The sequence below is a fragment of the Kitasatospora sp. NPDC004614 genome (genome assembly GCF_042873675.1).
Lineage (GTDB): Bacteria > Actinomycetota > Actinomycetes > Streptomycetales > Streptomycetaceae > Kitasatospora.
Genome location: NZ_JBIALR010000006.1, coordinates 316729 through 335368 on the forward strand (window position 1 = coordinate 316729; position 18640 = coordinate 335368).

At 71.0% G+C, this 18640-nt stretch carries 16 protein-coding genes and 1 rRNA gene; 14 read left to right on the forward strand and 3 right to left on the reverse strand.

Translation table 11 applies throughout. The features are described from left to right. Positions 1-12 precede the first annotated feature (12 nt). From ACFYST_RS16900 to ACFYST_RS16910, 3 genes are all read left to right on the forward strand, one after another. The gene (locus ACFYST_RS16900) at positions 13-1305 is read left to right on the forward strand and encodes an MFS transporter (protein ID WP_387646033.1); all 1293 of its coding nucleotides are present in this window, start codon (positions 13-15) and stop codon (positions 1303-1305) included. A gap of 10 nt (positions 1306-1315) precedes the next feature. Further along, positions 1316-1438 carry an SGM_5486 family transporter-associated protein gene (locus tag ACFYST_RS16905; protein WP_387646030.1) on the forward strand — a complete coding sequence of 41 codons (123 nt, stop codon included), beginning with the start codon at positions 1316-1318 and terminating at the stop codon, positions 1436-1438. Positions 1439-1548: 110 nt separating this feature from the next. Then, a complete protein-coding gene (locus ACFYST_RS16910) occupies positions 1549-2076 on the forward strand; it encodes a SixA phosphatase family protein (protein ID WP_387646029.1) in 528 nt (175 codons plus the stop codon). 53 nt (positions 2077-2129) lie between these two features. Here ACFYST_RS16910 and serB read toward each other — a convergent pair whose 3' ends face one another. Beyond that, complete coding sequence (gene serB, locus ACFYST_RS16915; RefSeq protein ID WP_387646027.1) at positions 2130-3392, reverse strand: phosphoserine phosphatase SerB; 1263 nt, start codon at positions 3390-3392, stop codon at positions 2130-2132. Positions 3393-3559: 167 nt separating this feature from the next. Between serB and ACFYST_RS16920 the strand changes: the two genes are divergently transcribed. From ACFYST_RS16920 to ACFYST_RS16930, 3 genes are all read left to right on the forward strand, one after another. Further along, on the forward strand, positions 3560-6391 hold the full coding sequence (locus ACFYST_RS16920; protein WP_387863017.1) for an FHA domain-containing protein: 2832 nt from the start codon (positions 3560-3562) through the stop codon (positions 6389-6391). A 107-nt stretch (positions 6392-6498) separates the two neighbouring features. Then, positions 6499-7638, forward strand: a complete 1140-nt coding sequence (locus ACFYST_RS16925; RefSeq protein WP_387646022.1) for a GAF domain-containing sensor histidine kinase — start codon at positions 6499-6501, stop codon at positions 7636-7638. Beyond that, complete coding sequence (locus tag ACFYST_RS16930; RefSeq protein WP_387646019.1) at positions 7631-8275, forward strand: response regulator; 645 nt, start codon at positions 7631-7633, stop codon at positions 8273-8275. The genes ACFYST_RS16925 and ACFYST_RS16930 overlap by 8 nt, the downstream gene beginning before the upstream one ends. Before the next feature lie 8 nt (positions 8276-8283). Here ACFYST_RS16930 and ACFYST_RS16935 read toward each other — a convergent pair whose 3' ends face one another. Further along, positions 8284-9081: a hypothetical protein gene (locus ACFYST_RS16935; RefSeq protein WP_387646017.1), complete on the reverse strand. Its 798-nt coding sequence runs from the start codon at positions 9079-9081 to the stop codon at positions 8284-8286. 132 nt (positions 9082-9213) lie between these two features. Between ACFYST_RS16935 and ACFYST_RS16940 the strand changes: the two genes are divergently transcribed. The 6 genes from ACFYST_RS16940 to ACFYST_RS16965 all read left to right on the forward strand — a co-directional run bounded on the left by ACFYST_RS16940 (position 9214) and on the right by ACFYST_RS16965 (position 14888). Next, positions 9214-10005 carry an ABC transporter ATP-binding protein gene (locus ACFYST_RS16940; RefSeq protein ID WP_387646015.1) on the forward strand — a complete coding sequence of 264 codons (792 nt, stop codon included), beginning with the start codon at positions 9214-9216 and terminating at the stop codon, positions 10003-10005. A gap of 120 nt (positions 10006-10125) precedes the next feature. Then, positions 10126-10539, forward strand: a complete 414-nt coding sequence (locus tag ACFYST_RS16945; protein ID WP_387646651.1) for an NfeD family protein — start codon at positions 10126-10128, stop codon at positions 10537-10539. Between the two features lie 10 nt (positions 10540-10549). Then, complete coding sequence (locus ACFYST_RS16950) at positions 10550-11575, forward strand: SPFH domain-containing protein (RefSeq protein ID WP_387646012.1); 1026 nt, start codon at positions 10550-10552, stop codon at positions 11573-11575. Between the two features lie 150 nt (positions 11576-11725). Then, on the forward strand, positions 11726-12490 hold the full coding sequence (locus ACFYST_RS16955; RefSeq protein WP_387646009.1) for a sulfite exporter TauE/SafE family protein: 765 nt from the start codon (positions 11726-11728) through the stop codon (positions 12488-12490). Positions 12491-12536: 46 nt separating this feature from the next. Further along, entirely contained in the window at positions 12537-12833 is a 297-nt protein-coding gene (locus ACFYST_RS16960; protein WP_380486166.1) for a 4a-hydroxytetrahydrobiopterin dehydratase, read from the forward strand. Positions 12834-12932: 99 nt separating this feature from the next. Further along, positions 12933-14888 carry a PQQ-binding-like beta-propeller repeat protein gene (locus tag ACFYST_RS16965; protein WP_387863020.1) on the forward strand — a complete coding sequence of 652 codons (1956 nt, stop codon included), beginning with the start codon at positions 12933-12935 and terminating at the stop codon, positions 14886-14888. 73 nt (positions 14889-14961) lie between these two features. On the opposite strand, the gene ACFYST_RS16970 is transcribed toward ACFYST_RS16965, so the two are convergent. Beyond that, positions 14962-15471, reverse strand: a complete 510-nt coding sequence (locus ACFYST_RS16970) for an HNH endonuclease (RefSeq protein WP_387646002.1) — start codon at positions 15469-15471, stop codon at positions 14962-14964. A gap of 216 nt (positions 15472-15687) precedes the next feature. On the opposite strand from ACFYST_RS16970, the gene tyrS reads away from it, so the two are divergent. Together tyrS and ACFYST_RS16980 are read left to right on the forward strand one after the other, a co-directional pair. Further along, a complete protein-coding gene (gene tyrS, locus ACFYST_RS16975) occupies positions 15688-16953 on the forward strand; it encodes a tyrosine--tRNA ligase (protein WP_387863023.1) in 1266 nt (421 codons plus the stop codon). Between the two features lie 581 nt (positions 16954-17534). Continuing rightward, a 16S ribosomal RNA gene (locus ACFYST_RS16980) occupies positions 17535-18640 on the forward strand; the annotation flags it as partial.

The following is an 18640-nucleotide window of genomic DNA, read 5'->3' on the forward strand; positions in this document are numbered from 1 at the left end:
TATGATTACGCCATGTCTACCGCAGCAGACCCCTCAGCGACCGGGACCGAGAACCCTCGACCAGCCCCAACGTCCAGCGCCACCGTCACCGCCGCCGGCCCCCCGTCGGTGGTTCGCAACGGCGGAGCCGTCCTGCTCGCCGTCGGTGTGGCCGCCGCCGCCGTCAACCTGCGTCCCGTGGTGACCAGCCTCGGCGCGCTGCTCGACCCGGTCCGCGAGGGCCTCGGGATGAGCGCCACGGTGGCCGGCCTGCTCGCCGCGGTGCCGCCGCTGTGTTTCGCGCTGCTGGGCTTCGCCGCTCCGGGTCTGGCCCGCCGACTGGGCCCGATCACCGTGGTGACGGCCGCGATGGGCGCCATCGCGGCCGGTGTGCTGGCCCGTTCGTTCACCGGTTCCACCGCGGTGTTCCTGCTGCTCACCGCGCTGGCGCTGGCCGGAGTGGCGCTGGCCAACGTGCTGCTGCCGGTGGTGATCAAGCGGTACTTCCCGGACCGGGTCGGTCCGATGATCGGCCTGTACTCGATGGCGCTGTCGGTCGGCACCTCGCTGGCCGCCGCGACCACCGTCCCGCTGGCCCACGCGCTCGGCGGCTCCTGGCGGCTCGGCCTCGGCGTCTGGGCGCTGCCCGCCGTGCTGGCCCTGGCGCTGTGGCTGGTCGTGCTGTTCGTGCGCCGGGACAAGGGCACTGCGGTGGCCCCCGCCGCGCAGGCCCACACCCGGCTGCCGATCCTGCGCAGCGGCACCGCCTGGGCGCTGGGCGCGTTCTTCGGCCTCCAGTCCACCAGCGCGTACAGCACGATGGGCTTCCTGCCGAAGATCTACCACGACGCCGGCGTCTCGGAGTCCGCGGCCGGTGTGCTGCTGGCGGTGGTGATGGCGATCAGCGTGCCGGTCTCGTTCGTGCTGCCCAACCTGGCCGCCCGGGGCGGCGACCAGCGGATGTACGTGGTGGTGCTCGGCCTGTGCGGCATCGCGGGCTACCTGGGCCTGATGCTGGCCGCCGGGACGGTGCCGTGGCTGTGGGCGATCCTGGTCGGCCTGTCGATGTGCGCGTTCCCGCTGGCGCTGACCATGCTCGGCCTGCGCGCCCGCACCCCGGGCGGGGTGGCGCAGCTGTCGGCGTTCGCGCAGAGCCTGGGCTACCTGATCTGCATCCCGGGCCCGATCCTGATGGGCGCCCTGTACGAGAACACCGGCGAGTGGTACCTGCCGCTGGGCCTGCTGGCGCTGCTGCTGGTGCCGCAGATCCTGGTCGGCGTGCGCGCCGCCCGGGCCCGGCACATCGAGGACGAGGTGGTCGGTTAGGCTCGGCGACATGCCAGTTCTCGAACCGAATCCCCAGGGCGGCCAGAAGAAGCTGCTGCAGATGCTCGGCCTGATCGCCGCCATCGTGGTGGTGATCTCGATCGTCGCGTCGATCGCCTCGAACATGGGCTGATCCGACAGGTGCCCGCCGTCCGTGCCGGACCGGTGGAGCTGCCACCCGCAGGGGTGGCAGCTTTCCCGACCCCGCGCCCGGGCGGCGGTTTTCTGCGAAGCTCTAGGGGTATGAGCGCCGACACTCCTCGTAGGATCATCGTTCTTCGTCATGCCCGGGCCGACTGGCCCAACCAGGTCGACGACCACGACCGCCCGCTGGCCGACCGCGGGCGCGGCCAGGCCTCCGAGGCCGGCCGCTGGCTCGCCGACTCCGGCGTCAATCCCGACCACGTCCTGTGCTCCACCGCGCTGCGCACCCGGGAGACCTGGAAGCTGGTCGCCCACGAGCTGCCCAAGCGGCCCCGGAAGACGGTCTACGAGGACCGCGTGTACGAGGCCCAGCCCGGAAAGCTGATCGAGGTGATCCAGGAGACCCCGGAGGAGCACAGCGACCTGCTGCTGGTCGGCCACAACCCCGGCGTGCTGGGCCTGACCCAGGTGCTGGCAGGCGACGAGGGCGACGCCGAGGAACTCAACCGGATGCGGTTGAACGGCTTCCCGCCCGCCGCGGTGGCGGTGCTCAGCTTCGACGGCCCGTGGAAGCTGGTCGAGCCCGGCGTGGCCCGGCTCGAGTCGTACTTCATGCCACAGGACTGAAGGCAGACCGAAGGGGCGGGGTCCGCGGACCCCGCCCCTTCGGTATTGGTCGATCAGTCCCCGGTGGGCGCGCCGTCCAGCTCGTCGGCCGCCTCGACCTCCTCGCGGGTGACGCCCAGCAGGTACAGCACGGTGTCCAGGAACGGCACGTTCACGGCGGTGTCGGCCTGCTCGCGGACCACCGGCTTGGCGTTGAACGCCACGCCCAGGCCCGCCGCGTTCAGCATGTCCAGGTCGTTGGCGCCGTCGCCGATCGCCACCGTCTGCTCCAGCGGCACCCCGGCCTGCTCGGCGAACCGGGCCAGCCAGCGGGCCTTGCCGGCCCGGTCGACGATCTCGCCGGTGACCCGGCCGGTGAACTTGCCGTCCACCACCTCCAGGGTGTTGGCGGCCGCGAAGTCCAGGCCCAGGCGGTCCACCAGGTGCTCGGTGACCTGGGTGAAGCCGCCGGAGACGATCGCCACCTGGTAGCCGAGCCGCTTCAGGGTGCGGATCAGGGTCCGGGCACCCGGGGTGAGCCGGACCTCCGAGCGGACCTTCTCGGTGACGGCCGCGTCCAGGCCCGCCAGCAGCGCCACCCGGGCCCGCAGCGACTCGGCGAAGTCCAGCTCGCCGCGCATCGCCTGCGCCGTCACCTCGGCGACCTGCGCCTCGCAGCCCGCGTGGGCGGCGAACAGCTCGATCACCTCGTCCTGGATCAGCGTGGAGTCGACGTCCATCACCACCAGGCGCTTGGCCCGCCGGTGCAGCCCCGAGCGGACCACCGCGATGTCCACCCGCTGCACGGCGGCCTCCGCCGCCAGCACCGCGCGCAGCTCCTCGGTGGGCACGCCGGAGATGGTCAGCTCCACCGCCGTCACCGGGTACTTGGCCAGGCGGAACACCCGGTCAATGTTGCCGCCGGCCTCCGAGACCCGGGCCGACAGCGCCGCCACCGCGGCCGCGGTCAGCGGGTGGCCGAGCACCGTGACGTGCGAACGGCCCTCGCGGCGCGGACGGTTGTCGCCGGTGCCGGAAATGATCTCGGCCTGAAGCCGGTGCTCCTCCGCCCAGCGGTGCACCGTCACCCGCAGGTCGCCCTCGGCACCCGCCGCGGGCGGGGGAGTGACCAGCGCGCACAGCGTTATCCGGCCACGCGTGACCACCTGCTCGATGTCGATCACCTCGACCCCGAAACCGGCGAGCTGGGTGAACAGGCCCGCGGTGATGCCGGGGCGGTCCTTGCCGAACACCTTGACCAGCAGCGTTCGCTCGGTGTCGGTGCTCACGGGCGGCGCGGCGGAAGGGGCCTGAGCGGCCGGATCTGTTGCGTTCATGGTGCCCCCCACGCTACCCGGAGCGTCCCCGCGCGAGCCGCCCGCGTCCGGGTCGTGGGACACCCGGCGGACACCCCAGCAGGTCCGCGAGCGGTAGCCGGGCGGTCACAGAACCGTGTACCGGGTTTCGGACAGACCGACCCGGCTGGAATGATTCCCCCCGTCAGATGCAACATCCTGGGGGACCGGAGAGCGGGGCGGGCGGAGAGTTGCCGCAACTCGTACTTGAAATCGACGGCCGGCAGCGGGTACTCGAACCCGGCCGTGCCTACACCATCGGGCGTGACCCGGCGTCGGACTTCCTGTTCGACGACGCCAGGGTCTCCTGGCGGCACGCCACCATCAGCTTCGACGGCGCGAGCTGGCAGTTCACCGACCACGGCTCGACCAACGGCACCTTCGTGGCCGGCGCCCGGGTCGAGCAGAGCGCCCTGCACCCCGGCACCGTGGTGCACCTCGGCAACGGGCAGAACGGCCCCCGGCTGGCCTTCACCGCTCCCGCCGCCGCGCCCGCGCAGCCCGGACCGCTGCACGAGGCCGTCACCAGCCGGGCCCCCGGGCCGCAGGCGCAGCCGCCGTACCAGCAGCCGCCCGTCGGCCAGCCGCCGGTCGGACCCGGCCCGGCCGCCCGGCCCGGCCAGTGGCAGCAGCCGGCCGAGCAGCCGATCCCGCAGGGCTGGGACGCACCCACCCCGCGGCCCGGCTTCCCGCAGCAGCAGAGCTTCCCGCCGCCGCAGCAGCAGGCCCCTCACCAGCAGCAGGGCTTCCCGCAGCAGCAACAGGGTTTCCCGCCGCAGCAGGCCTTCCCGCAGCAACAGGGTTTCCCGCAGCAGCAGCAGCCCGTCCCGCAGCCGCCGTTCCCGCACCAGCAGCAGGCCGCGCAGCAGCAGTTCCCGCCGCCGCAGCAGTTCCAGCAGCCGCAGCCGCCCGTGCAGCAGCACCCGGCGGCCCCGCAGCAGGCCGGGCCGGCCGGCGGGCTCGGCAACCCGACCATGGTCCGCAGCCTGAGCGGCGGGCGGACCATCCGGATCGGCCGCGCCCTCGACAACGACATCGTGGTCTCCGACCTCCAGGTCTCCCGGCACCACGCCGAGCTGCGCCAACTGCCGGACAGCCGCTGGGAGATCGTCGACCTCGGCAGCCACAACGGGATCTTCCTGAACGGCCAGCCGACCCGTCGCCAGCTGATGGGCCCGCAGGACCGGCTGACCGTCGGCCACTCCTCCTTCGTGCTGGTCGGCGACCAGCTGCAGGAGTTCGTCGACAACGGCGCCGTCACCTTCTCCGCCCACCACCTGACCGTCGAGGTCGACTTCAAGGGCGGCAAGAAGACCCTGCTCGGCGACGTCTCGTTCTCCGTCCCGGAGAAGTCCCTGGTCGCGGTGATCGGCCCGTCCGGCTCCGGCAAGTCCACCCTGCTGCGCGCCCTCACTGGCTACCGTCCCGCCGACCGCGGCGACGTGCTGTACGACGGCCGCAACCTGTACCGGCAGTTCGCCGAACTGCGCTCCCGGATCGGCCTGGTGCCGCAGTCCGAGATCCTGCACAAGGAACTCACCGTCCGCACCGCCCTCAAGTACGCGGCCCGGCTGCGCTTCCCCGGCGACACCGAGGCCGCCGAGCGCGACCGCCGGATCGACGAGGTGCTGTTCGAACTGCGCCTGGACAAGCGCGCCGACAACCGGATCACCGCTCTCTCCGGCGGCCAGCAGAAGCGCGTCTCGGTGGCGCTGGAACTGCTCACCAAGCCCTCGCTGATCTTCCTGGACGAGCCGACCTCCGGCCTCGACCCGGGCATGGACCGCGAGGTCATGCAGACCCTGCGCGGCCTCGCCGACGACGGCCGCACCGTCCTGGTCGTCACCCACTCGGTGGCCGAACTCGCGCTCTGCGACCGCCTGTTGGTGATGGCCCCCGGCGGCTCGGTGGCCTACTTCGGCCCGCCCGCGGAGGCCCTGCACTTCTTCGGCTACGAGACCTGGGCCGACGTCTTCCAGGCGTTCGAGAACTTCCCCGACCACGACTGGGCCGGCCGCTACCGCAACTCGGTGCACCACCAGAAGTACTCGGCCAACGTGGACGCCGCCGTCACCCAGGCCCAGCCCAACGCGCTCACCCAGCTGCGCCCGCCCAAGGCGCAGAGCTGGGGCTCGCAGCTGTGGACGCTGATCCGCCGCTATCTGGCGGTGATCGCCTCCGACAAGGGCTTCATCGCGCTGTCACTGATCCTGCCACTGGTACTCGGCGCGGTCTCCGCGGTGATCCCCGACAAGTGCGGCCTGGCGCCCTGCAACAACGCGGCCGGCCGCAACGACGTCGCCCGCCTGATCCTGATGGTCGTCGCGTTCTCCGCCTGCCTGTCCGGCTCGGCGAACTCGGTCCGCGAACTCATCAAGGAACGCGCGATCTACGAACGGGAACGCGCCACCGGCCTGTCCCGGTCCGCGTACCTGGCCTCGAAGTTCATCGTGCTCGGCGCGATCAGCTTCCTGCAGGGCGGCATCATCTCCGCGATCGCGTTCAAGGTCCGCAAGCTCCCCGCCGAGGGCCTGATCTTCAAGCACCTGCCCGCGGTCGAGATGTCCATCGGCGTGATCCTGCTCAGCTTCACCTCGATGATGGTCGGTCTGGCGATCTCCTCCCTGGTCAAGACCTCCGAGAAGACCATGCCGCTGCTGGTCATGTTCGCCATCGTCCAGATGGTCTTCACCGGCGCGATCTTCCAGCTGTTCGACAAGCCCGGCCTGGAGCAGCTCGGCTGGCTGATGCCCGCCCGCTGGGGCGTCGCCGCCAGCGGCAACACGCTCGACCTCGCCCACATCTCACCCGTGGTCGTGGCCAAGCCCCCGGAGACCGCCCCGCTCGACAAGCTCTGGGACCACTCCGCCGGCATCATGTTCCTCAACTGGACCGTCATGATCCTCATCTCGGTCGGCCTGGCCTTCGCCATCCAGCGCTTCCAGAAGCGCCACGAGCCCGAGGTCATGCAGAAGGGCTGACCACTCGCACGTCGCGCACAAGGGCTGGGGAAGCACGTTTCCCCGGCCCTTCGACGTAGGTCCCCCGCCCGAGGCGTAGGCCGTGAGCGCGGCGGTAGCGTGGCGGCATGGAGAGTCCCGGGTGCGATCCCTCGCTGGAGGGGATCGAGGCGGTCAGTGCGGCCGTGCTGGCGATGAGCCGACCGCTCGAGGTGCGCGAGGTGCTGCGCCGGATCACCGCCTCGGCGCGCACCCTGCTGGGCGCCGAGTACGCCGCGCTCGGCGTGCCGGACGACCACGGCGGGTTCGCGCAGTTCGTGGTCGACGGCGTCAGCGACGAGACGTGGCGGGCGATCGGCCCGCTGCCGCGTCAGCACGGCGTGCTCGCCTCGATGCTGCACGACCGCGAACCCACCCGGCTGAAGGACGTCCGCACCGCGCCCGCGTTCGGCGGCTGGCCGGAGGCCCACCCGGCCATGACGGACTTCCTCGGCATGCCGATCATGGACGGGGACGAGGTGGCCGGCGCCCTGTTCCTGGCCAACAAGCCCGGCGGCTTCACCGAGCACGACGAGGCGCTGCTGCGGATCCTGGTCGCCCACGCCGCGCTCGCCCTCGGCAACGCCCGGCTGTACGAACGCAGCCGCGAACTCACGCTGTCCGGCGAGCGCGCCAGGATCGCCCACGACCTGCACGACGCCGTCTCGCAGAAGCTCTTCTCGCTGCGCCTCACCGCCCGTGCCGCTGCCAAACTCGTCGACCGCGCCCCGGCCCGGGCCCGCGACAACCTCGCCGAGGTCGCCCGGCTGGCCGCCGAGGCCGCCGACGAACTGCGCGCCGTGGTGATCGAGTTGCGCCCCGCCGCGCTGGAGGAGGACGGCCTGGTCGCCACCCTCGCCTCGCAGATCCAGGTGCTCGACCGGGCGCACAGCGCCACCGTGAACTTCACCGCCACCGGCGTGCGCGCGCTGCCGGCCGGTCAGGAGTCGGCGGTGCTGCGGGTCGCCCAGGAGGCGCTGCACAACGCGCTGCGGCACGCCCAGGCGAAGGCCGTCACCGTGACCCTGACCGGCACCCCCGGTCGCGGCGTCCGGCTGACGGTCGCCGACGACGGCCGCGGCTTCGATCCCGAATCCGTTCGCCGGGCCGGCCGCCACCTGGGCCTGGTGTCGATGCGTGACCGGGCCGCCGCGGTCGGCGGCCGACTGTCCTTGGAGTCCGCCCCTGGCCGGGGCACCCTGGTCGAACTGGAGGTCCCCGGTGCCTGACACCACGTCACCGATCCGCGTCCTGCTGGTGGACGACCACCAGGTGGTCCGGCGCGGTCTGCGCACCTTCCTGGAGGTGCAGGACGACATCGAGGTGGTCGGCGAGGCCGCCGACGGTGCGGAAGCCGTCGAACGGGCCGGCGAGCTCGCCCCCGACGTGGTGCTGATGGACGTCAAGATGCCCCGGGTGGACGGCATCGAGGCACTGCGGCTGCTGCGCGAACAGGACAACCCCGCCAAGGTGCTGATCGTCACCAGCTTCACCGAGCACCGCACCATGGTCCCCGCCCTGCGGGCCGGCGCGGCCGGCTACGTGTACAAGGACGTCGACCCGGAGGCGCTGGCCGGGGCGATCCGTTCGGTGCACGCCGGCCACGTCCTGCTCCAGCCCGAACTCGCCGCCGCGCTGCTCGTCGAGGACGTCCCCGCGCCCGCGCAGGGCCGCGGCGGCAGCCTCACCGACCGCGAGCGCGAGGTGCTCTCGCACCTCGCCGACGGCCGCTCCAACCGGGAGATCGCCCGCGCGCTCCACCTGTCCGAGAAGACCGTGAAGACCCACGTCAGCAACATCCTGATGAAGCTGGACGTCGCCGACCGCACCCAGGCCGCGCTCTGGGCGGTGCGCAACCAGGGCTGAGGACCCGCTCAGCCCCGTTCGTCCACGATCGAGTTGTACGCCGCGACCTGGGCCCGCCTGGCGGTGCGGTCCAGCGGGGCGAGGATCTCCCGGCGGGCCGTCATCTCGGAGGCGGAGACGGCCGCGCCGTGGCCGCCCGCGGCGATCCCCAGCAGCGCCGACACCTGCCGGGCCGACTCCAGCACCCGCACCGCGCGCTGTGGGTAGCCCGGCGCGAGCAGCTTCTGGTGGCCGCGGCGGCGGAACCCCTCCAGGGCGCGCAGCGTCTGCGGCCCGGCCCCCGCCACGTCCAGCCGGGTCAGCATGACGGTGGCCTGCCGCAGGCCGTCCGCGAGTTCGCGCTCCGCCTCGTCCAGCGAGGGCACGTCGGCGGGCAGCGCGTCGTTGACCGGCAGGCACTGCCACAGCACCCGCACGCCCTGGTCGCCCTCCGGGCCGTACACCTCGACCTCCGGCACCAGCCCGTACGGGACGCCCACCGCGAGGACGGCCTCCTGGGCGCCCATCGCCAGCGCGTTGAAGGCCGGCGGCCCGGTCAGCCCGAGCGGGTGCCCGGCCACCGGCAGCGCCAGCCGCAGGCCCTTCGCGCCCAGCACGCGGAGCTTCCCCAGCGCCCAGGTGAGTCCGTGCAGCGAGTCCGGCGGTTCGCCGGGAAGGCCGGTCACCCGGTGGGCGTCGTCGTCGCCCTGGACGGCGGTGGCGGCGTCGTCGGGGGAGCAGGCACCGGCCAGCAGCGCGTTGCCCCAGGCGGTGAGTCGTCCCGAACGAGGCTCTTGGTACGGATTGTCGGCAGGAGTCGCGAGCATCGGACCAGCCTACGGACAACCGGGCGGGGCGGGTGGCGTAGGTTTGGCCTGACACAGGTTGGACCGCACCCCGAGGACCTTCGCGCAGGTTCCACGGACGGCCGGATTCTTGCATTTGGGGAAGGCGTAGGCATGAGCGACGTGCTGGAGCTGGTGGACGTTTCCGTGGTCCGGGAGGGGCGCGCACTCGTCGATCACGTGTCCTGGACGGTCAAGGAGGGCGAGCGCTGGGTGGTGCTCGGCCCCAACGGCGCGGGCAAGACGACGCTGCTCCAGATCGCCGGCGCTTACCTGTTCCCGAGCTCGGGCCAGGCCGTCGTGCTCGGCGAGAAGCTCGACCAGATCGACGTGTTCGAGCAGCGCGCCCGGATCGGTCTGGCGAGCGCCGCCATGTTCGACAAGCTGCCGGGCAACCAGACCGTGCTGGAGTCGGTGCTGACCGCCGCCTGGGGTCTGACCGTGCACGGCAAGGAGACCTACGAGAAGCCCGACGAGGCCCGCGCCCTGGTGCTGCTGGACCGGCTCGGCATGGCCGGCTTCACCGACCGCAAGTTCGGCACCCTCTCCGAGGGCGAGCGCAAGCGCACCCTGATCGCCCGCGCCCTGATGACCGACCCCGAACTGCTGCTGCTGGACGAGCCCGCCGCCGGCCTCGACCTCGGCGGCCGCGAGGACCTGGTGCGCCGCCTCGCCGCGCTCGCCCAGGACGAGTTCGCGCCGTCCATGGTGATGGTCACCCACCACGTGGAGGAGATCGTCCCCGGCATGACCCACGTGCTGATGATCCGTCAAGGCAAGATCATGACGGCCGGCCCGATCGAGACCACCCTCACCGCCCGCAACCTCTCGCACTGCTTCGGCCTGCCGCTGACCCTGGAGCGGCGCGGCGACCGCTGGACCGCGCAGGGCCTGCCGCTCGGCTGACGGCCGGATCCGGTACGTGCCGGGACCGGTCGCACACCTGGCCGGTTTCCGCACCTCCAGCTGCGGGAAGCTACGCCTGAAGAGCTCGAACTTCCCTAGGATGGACGCGTGGACGGCTGGATCTGGTGGCTGCTGCTCGCAGTGGGCCTGGGCATTCCGCTGGTGGTGACCGCGATGCCCGAATTCGCCATGTTCGCGGTCGGCGCCGGGGCGGCCGCCCTGACGGCCGGCCTGGGTGGCGGTGTGGTCCCGCAGTTCCTGGTGTTCGTCGGAGTGTCGGCGGCGCTCCTGGTGTTCGTACGCCCGATCGCCTACCGCCAGCTGAAGCAGGGCCCGGGCTACCGCACGGGCGTGGAGGCGCTGACCGGCGCCACCGCAGTCGTACAGGAAACAGTCGACGGAGGGGAGGGCGGCCGGATCAAGCTCAACGGCGAGATCTGGTCCGCCCGGGCGCTCCACCCGGGCTCGGTCTTCGAGCCCGGCCAGCAGGTCGACGTCGTCGAAATCCAGGGCGCGACCGCCCTGGTCGTCTAGGGGAGAAGCGTTGGAACCCGTCCTCATCGTGCTGATCGTCCTGGTCGTGGTGGCCTTCATCGCCCTGATCAAGACGATCCAGGTGATTCCGCAGGCCAGCGCCGCGATCGTGGAGCGCTTCGGCCGTTACACCCGCACCCTCAGCGCCGGCCTGAACATCGTGGTGCCGTTCATCGACACCATCCGCAACCGGATCGACCTGCGTGAACAGGTCGTCCCGTTCCCGCCGCAGCCGGTCATCACCTCGGACAACCTGGTCGTCAACATCGACACCGTCATCTACTACCAGGTGACCGACCCGCGGGCCGCGACCTACGAGGTGGCCAGCTACATCCAGGCCATCGAGCAGCTCACCGTCACCACGCTGCGCAACATCATCGGCTCCATGGACCTGGAGTCCACCCTGACCTCCCGCGAGGTCATCAACGCCGGTCTGCGCGGCGTCCTCGACGAGGCCACCGGCCGCTGGGGCATCCGGGTCAACCGGGTCGAGCTCAAGGCCATCGAGCCGCCGACCTCCATCCAGGACTCGATGGAGAAGCAGATGCGCGCCGACCGTGACAAGCGCGCCGCCATCCTCACCGCCGAAGGCGCCCGGCAGGCCCAGATCCTGCGCGCCGAAGGTGAGAAGCAGGCCGCCGTCCTCCAGGCCGAAGGTGAGGCCCAGGCCGCGGTGCTGAAGGCCGACGGTGAGGCCGCCGCGATCCGGACGGTCTTCGAGGCCATCCACGAGGGCGACGCCGACCAGAAGCTGCTCGCCTACCAGTACCTGCAGACCCTGCCCGAGCTCGCCAAGGGCGACGCCAACAAGCTGTGGATCATCCCCAGCGAGGTCGGCGACGCGCTCAAGGGCCTCGGCGGCGCGTTCCAGGGCGCCACCGGCGGCGGCAAGGGAGGCCCCGAGGCCACCGCCGTCCCCCCGGCGGCCGCCCGCGTCCCCGTCGACCCGGCCAGCGCCCCGCGCCCCGTGGACACCGACAAGACGCTCCGCCCCCGGGTCGAGCCCACCCGCGAGTACCCGAAGTTCGACGAGTAGTCAGCCGCGCTCCGCAGGCCCCGCCCGATCCAACGGGCGGGGCCTGCGCGCGTGTTGGGGCCGGATCGCGATTCGGACACCCTCTGGCGGAACGCCGAACCGCTCCGGCATGATCAACCGGCCCGACAGCAGCCAACGAGGGGAAAGCGGATGACACTGTGGGAGGCGCTCGCCGTCCTGCTCGCCGGAACCGCCGCCGGCACCATCAACGCCATCGTCGGCTCCGGCACCCTGATCACCTTCCCCGTGCTGCTCGCCATCGGCCTGCCACCCGTCACCGCCAACGTCTCCAACACCCTCGGCCTCGCCCCCGGCTCGCTCGCCGGTGCGATCGGCTACCGCGCCGAACTCGCCGGCCAGGGCCGCCGCCTGATCCGCTACGGCGCCGCCTCGCTGACCGGCGGACTCATCGGCGCAGCGCTGCTGATCGTGGCCCCCGGCGCCTTCGACGCCGTCGTCCCGGTGCTCATCCTCACCGCCCTCGTCCTGGTCGTCCTGCAACCCCGGGTCGCCCGCGCGATGGCCGCCCGCCGCGCCGCCGGCACCCTGCCGCCCGCCACCGACGGCGGACCACTGCTGCTCCTGCTGATCGCCCTCACCGGCGTCTACGGCGGCTACTTCGGCGCCGCCCAGGGCGTCCTGCTGCTCGCCCTGATGGGCATGCTGCTCCCCGACACCCTGCAGACCGTCAACGGCATCAAGAACGTCCTCGCGCTGATCGTCAACGGCGTCGCCGCGATCTTCTTCGTCCTCACCTCCACCGTCGACTGGACCGCCGCCGGCCTGATCGCCGTCGGCTCCACCCTCGGCGGCATGCTCGGCGCCAAGGTCGGCCGCCGCCTCCCGCCGGTCGCGCTGCGCACCCTGATCGTCCTGGTCGGACTCGCCGCCGTCACCAAGCTGCTGTTCTTCTGACAGCTCCCTAGGCTTGCCCCGACAACCACTCGGACGGAGACCGCACATGAGCCGCACCCGCCTCAGCGAGGACCAGATCACCGCCGCCCTCGCCGACCTTCCGCACTGGACCCGCACCGGCGAGGCCCTCACCCGCACCGCCGAGACCGCGAGCTTCCCCACCGCGATCAAGGTCGTCGACGCCGTCGCCGAGCAGGCCGAGGCGCTCGACCACCACCCCGACATCGACATCCGCTGGCGCACCCTCACCTTCGTCCTCAGCACCCACAGCGCGGGCGGCCTGACCGGCCTCGACTTCACCCTCGCCCACCTGATCGACCAGGCCCTCGACACCACCTCCTGACCCACCGTCCCGTCCCCGGGCAAAGCCCCGGCCAAAACCCGTCCGCCGGGCGTGAGATGCTGGCTGCTTGCCAGACCGCAGTCGGGACGGACGGAACGCATGGCTCAGGAACCCTCCACGACCCCCGGGTACGACCAGCAGCAGCCCTGGTACCCGCAGCCGCAGCCGTCCTACGGCGAGCAGCAGGCGTACGGGCAGCAGCCGGTCCACGGCGAGCAGCCGGCCTACACCGAGCAGCAGCAGGCCTACGGCGGCTACCCGCAGCCCGGGGGACAGCTGGACGCGGCCGCCCAGGAGCAGCTCTACGGCCGGCCCGACCAGGCGTACCAGCCGCAGGGCTACGACCAGGCGTACGGGCAGCAGCAGGGCTACCCCGAGGGCTACGTCGACCAGCAGACCTACGGTCAGCAGCAGCTCTACGCAGGGCAGCAGCAGGACTTCGGCGGCTACCAGCAGCCCGGCGTGTACGCCGACCCGGCCGCCCAGCACTACGCCCCGGCCGACCCGTTCACGCAGCAGGAGACTCCGGCGCCGGGCGCGTTCGCCGAGCCCGCCGCCGAGCCCGGCCCGGTCACCGCCAGCGACTACCCGCAGACCAGCGCCGCCGACCCGTTCGCGCCCGGCGCCGACGGCACGTCAACTCCGCCGATGCACGCTGCCGATGACGCCGAGCCGCCGGCCGGCGGGCTGGTCTCCCGGGCCCGCGCCGCCGTCACCGCCGGCCCGGGCGCGCCCAGCAAGCGCGGCCTCGCCATCCGGATAGGCGCCGGCGTCGCCGCGCTCGCCGTGCTGGCCACCGCGGCCGTGCTGGCCACCTCCGACAGCGACAGCGGCAAGTCCGGCGCCGACAAGGGCACCCAGGGCACCACCCAGAACATCGCGGTCGCCCACACCAAGGCCTGGACCGCCAACACCGATCCGGCCGCCGCCGGAGCCCAGGGCGCCGACGACACCCTGGTCGGCAGCTGGCTGCTCGCCGACGCCGTGGTCCGCGCCGACGCCACCGGCGTGCACGCCTACAACCTCGCCGACGGCAAGCCGACCTGGACGCTCGCCCCGCCCGCCGACGGAGCCGTCCCCTGCGGACTGTCCCCGAGTGTCAACTCCGGCGGCATCGGCGCCGTGGTCTACCGACCCGCCGCCGACCCGAAGAGCCCGTGCAGCACCGCCGCCGCCGTTGACACCAAGGCCGGGAAGATCACCTGGTCCAAGACGCTGTCCGACGCCAAGGAGAAGTACGCCGCCCACGTCGCCGTCACCGACGACAAGGTGATCGCGGTCGGCTACGACAAGGCCGCCGCCTGGGCCGCCAACGACGGCTCCGAAGCCTGGCAGTACACCGGCCAGGGCAAGTTCTGCACCCTCTCCGGCAGCGCCGGCCCCACCACCGTCCTGCTGCACAGCCGCTGCGCCGACTCCACCCCCGGCGACCAGGCCGTCGCGCTGAACGTCTCCGACGGCAAGGTGAAGTACTGGCGGGGCCTCAACAACCAGCCCACGACCGTCACCGTGCTCTCCGCCGAGCCCGCCGTGGTGCTCACCACCGGCGGCCAGCCCGCCGACGACCGGGTCTTCGCCTGGGGCGCCAACGGCGACCCCGGCGTCGAGATCCAGCTCGGCGTCGAGGGCGGCGGCCGCCTGGACGTCGCCCGCGGCAGCTTCGCCGCCGTCCCCGGCGTCCACTTCCAGGGCAGCACCATGTTCGCCGCGGTCGTCCCCGACGGCGGTGGCAACCCCACCGCGATCGCCGCCTACGACCTCGGCACCGGCAAGCAGCAGTGGCGCACCCCCATCGCCGAGAAGGGCAAGGCGCACCCCGCCGGCGTCGACAACAGCGGCCTGCTGGTCGCCGTCGACGAGCGCGCCGACCAGCCCGCCCACCTCAGCCGCTTCGCGGTGGCCGGTGGCCAGGAGACCCAGGGCGGCGCCTTCCCGCAGGGCACCGGCTCGCTGCTCTCCGCGGGCCGGGTGTTCACCACCTCCGGGCACGTGGTCGCCGTCCCCGAGCACGCCGCCAACTTCGGTATCGCGACCGGCTTCACCAGCAAGAGCTGACCCGCAGCCGATCTTTCGCCCGCATGCCGACGGGCCCGACCTGTCCCCTGATCAGGTCGGGCCCGTCGGCCTTTCACGCGCCCGCAGGCAGCCAGGCGGCCAGCTCTCCGAGCTCACCCGCCCGCAGCCCGAGCGCGAGCATCAACGTCGCCTCCGGCGTCGGTTCGAACGGCCGCCGCAGCAGCCGCATCCCGGCCTGCTCCGGCGTCCGGTCCGCCTTGTGCTGGTTGTCCTCCGCGCAGGCCGCGACGGTGTTCAGCCAGCTGTCCGCACCGCCGCGCGACCGGGGCACCAGGTGGTCCACGGTGGTGGCCCGCCGCCCGCAGTACGCGCACCGGTGCTGGTCCCGCGCCAGCACACCCCGCCTCGACCACGGAGCCTGTTGTCGGAACGGCACCCGCACGTACCTGGTCAGCCGGATCACCCGCGGCACCGGCACCTGAACCCCCGAGCCGCGCACCACCCGCAGCGGATGGGCCTGCTCGACCACCGCCTTGTCCTGCAGGACCAGCACCACCGCACGGCGCAGTGGCACCGTGGTCAGCGGTTCGTAGCTCGCGTTCAGGACAAGGGTGTTGCGCATGACGGGCCACCTCCGGTGCTCGCGGCCGCCGGTCGGCGGTGGCACAACTGTGGCCGCCCGCCACGTCTCGAACAACGGAATTTCCGTCCCGCCCGGTGACCTGTCCCCGAACCCCCGGGTCACGACCGCGTAGGCTCTACCCCGCTGGAACTGTCCAGGCGCGCAGCCCACCCGGGCCGCACCGCGCCGGACCCACGACCGAAGGAGACGCGGACCGTGACCGACATCGTCGACGAGCTCCAGTGGCGAGGGCTGATCGCCCTGTCCACTGACGAGGACGCACTGCGCAAGGCGTTCGCGGACGGCCCGGTCACGTTCTATTGCGGCTTCGACCCGACCGCGCCCAGCCTGCACCTCGGCAACCTGGTCCAGATCCTGACCATGCGCCGCATCCAGCAGGCCGGAAACCTCCCGCTCGGCCTGGTCGGCGGCGCCACCGGCCTGATCGGCGACCCCAAGCCCACCGCCGAGCGCGTCCTCAACGACCCCGAGACGGTGGCCGGCTGGGTCGAGCGCCTGCGCGGCCAGATCTCCCGCTTCCTCGACTTCGAGGGCCAGTACGCCGCGCGCATGGTCAACAACCTGGACTGGACGTCCGGCATGTCGGCGATCAGCCTGCTGCGCGACGTCGGCAAGTACTTCCGGGTCAACAACATGATCGCCAAGGAAGCGGTGGCCCGCCGCCTCAACTCCGACGCGGGCATCAGCTACACCGAGTTCAGCTACCAGATCCTGCAGGGCATGGACTACCTGGAGCTCAACCGCCGCTACGGCTGCACCCTGCAGACCGGCGGCAGCGACCAGTGGGGCAACCTCACCGCCGGCACCGACCTGATCCGCAAGGCCGAGAGCCGCTCCGTGCACGCCCTCGCCACCCCGCTGATCACCAAGGCCGACGGCACCAAGTTCGGCAAGACCGAGTCCGGCACCGTCTGGCTCGACCCCGAACTCACTACCCCCTACGCCTTCTACCAGTTCTGGCTGAACGCGGACGACCGGGACGTCGCCAAGTTCCTGCGCATCTTCTCCTTCCGCTCCCGCGAGGAGATCGAGCAGCTGGAACGCGACACCGCGGAACGCCCCGCCGCCCGCCTCGCCCAGCGCGCCCTCGCCGAGGAACTCACCACCCTCGTCCACGGCGCCGAGCAGTACGAGCGCGCCGTCGCCGCCTCCAAGGCCCTGTTCGGCCAGGGCGACCTCGCCGACCTCGAACCCGCCACCCTGGCCGCCGCCCTCGCCGAGGTCCCCAAGGCCACCGTCACCGAACTCGGCCAGCTCGTCGACCTCCTGGTCGAATCCGGCCTGGCCCCCAGCCGCTCCGGTGCCCGCCGCACCATCAAGGAAGGCGGCGCCTACCTCAACAACGCCAAGGTCACCGACGAGGAGGCCGTCGCCACCACCGACGACCTGCTGCACGGCCGCTGGCTGGTCCTCCGCCGCGGAAAGCGGAACCTGGCCGCGGTCGAACTGGCCGGCGCCTGATCGCTCCGCGGCAGGTGCTCTCCGGCTCCTTCGAGTAGTCGGATGGCCTGAAACAGACCGTAGTTGACCTGTGGCGCACACTTCGAGGGGCCGGATCCAGCCAGATCCGGCCCCTCGAGGTTTGACTCGTCCGTCCTAGTGACCTAACGTAGTCCGAGTCGCCTGAACCGGACGTGACCGGGAGGCGGCCCCCCAAACCCTCGCTGAGCGACTCGTCGCGCGCCCATTCGAAAATTCGAGTGGAAATGCGGAACGAATAACTCTGCTAGAGTTCGGGAGCGCCGAAAGGCAAAAGCGAATCGGATCGAATGAAACTCCGGAAAACGGAGCGGAAAACATCTGATAAGCTGGAAACACGAAAGAACGAAGCGCCCGGAGGGTCGGTCGGAAGGCCGCCTGAAGGAAGTGTCCGTTCCTTGAGAACTCAACAGCGTGCCAAAAGTCAACGCCAGATATGTTGACATCCCCGGCCGGTCCTACTGGATCGGTTGGAGATTCCTTTATGAAGTAACACTAGCGAGGACGCAGTGCGCAGGACCGCCCTATTCCGGTGGTTGCTGTGCCGCTCTTTCGTGAAAGCATTCACGGAGAGTTTGATCCTGGCTCAGGACGAACGCTGGCGGCGTGCTTAACACATGCAAGTCGAACGGTGAAGCCCTTCGGGGTGGATCAGTGGCGAACGGGTGAGTAACACGTGGGAAATCTGCCCTGCACTCTGGGACAAGCCTTGGAAACGAGGTCTAATACCGGATATGACCTGCTCCTGCATGGGAGTGGGTGGAAAGCTCCGGCGGTGCAGGATGATCCCGCGGCCTATCAGCTTGTTGGTGGGGTAATGGCCTACCAAGGCGACGACGGGTAGCCGGCCTGAGAGGGCGACCGGCCACACTGGGACTGAGACACGGCCCAGACTCCTACGGGAGGCAGCAGTGGGGAATATTGCACAATGGGCGAAAGCCTGATGCAGCGACGCCGCGTGAGGGATGACGGCCTTCGGGTTGTAAACCTCTTTCAGCAGGGAAGAAGCGCAAGTGACGGTACCTGCAGAAGAAGCACCGGCTAACTACGTGCCAGCAGCCGCGGTAATACGTAGGGTGCGAGCGTTGTCCGGAATTATTGGGCGTAAAGAGCTCGTAGGCGGCCTGTCGCGTCGGATGTGAAAGCCCGGGGCTTAACCCCGGGTCTGCATTCGATACGGGCAGGCTAGAGTGTGGTAGGGGAGATCGGAATTCCTGGTGTAGCGGTGAAATGCGCAGATATCAGGAGGAACACCGGTGGCGAAGGCGGATCTCTGGGCCATTACTGACGCTGAGGAGCGAAAGCGTGGGGAGCGAACAGGATTAGATACCCTGGTAGTCCACGCCGTAAACGTTGGGAACTAGGTGTTGGCGACATTCCACGTCGTCGGTGCCGCAGCTAACGCATTAAGTTCCCCGCCTGGGGAGTACGGCCGCAAGGCTAAAACTCAAAGGAATTGACGGGGGCCCGCACAAGCAGCGGAGCATGTGGCTTAATTCGACGCAACGCGAAGAACCTTACCAAGGCTTGACATACACCGGAAACTGGTAGAGATATCAGCCCCCTTGTGGTCGGTGTACAGGTGGTGCATGGTTGTCGTCAGCTCGTGTCGTGAGATGTTGGGTTAAGTCCCGCAACGAGCGCAACCCTTGTTCTGTGTTGCCAGCGA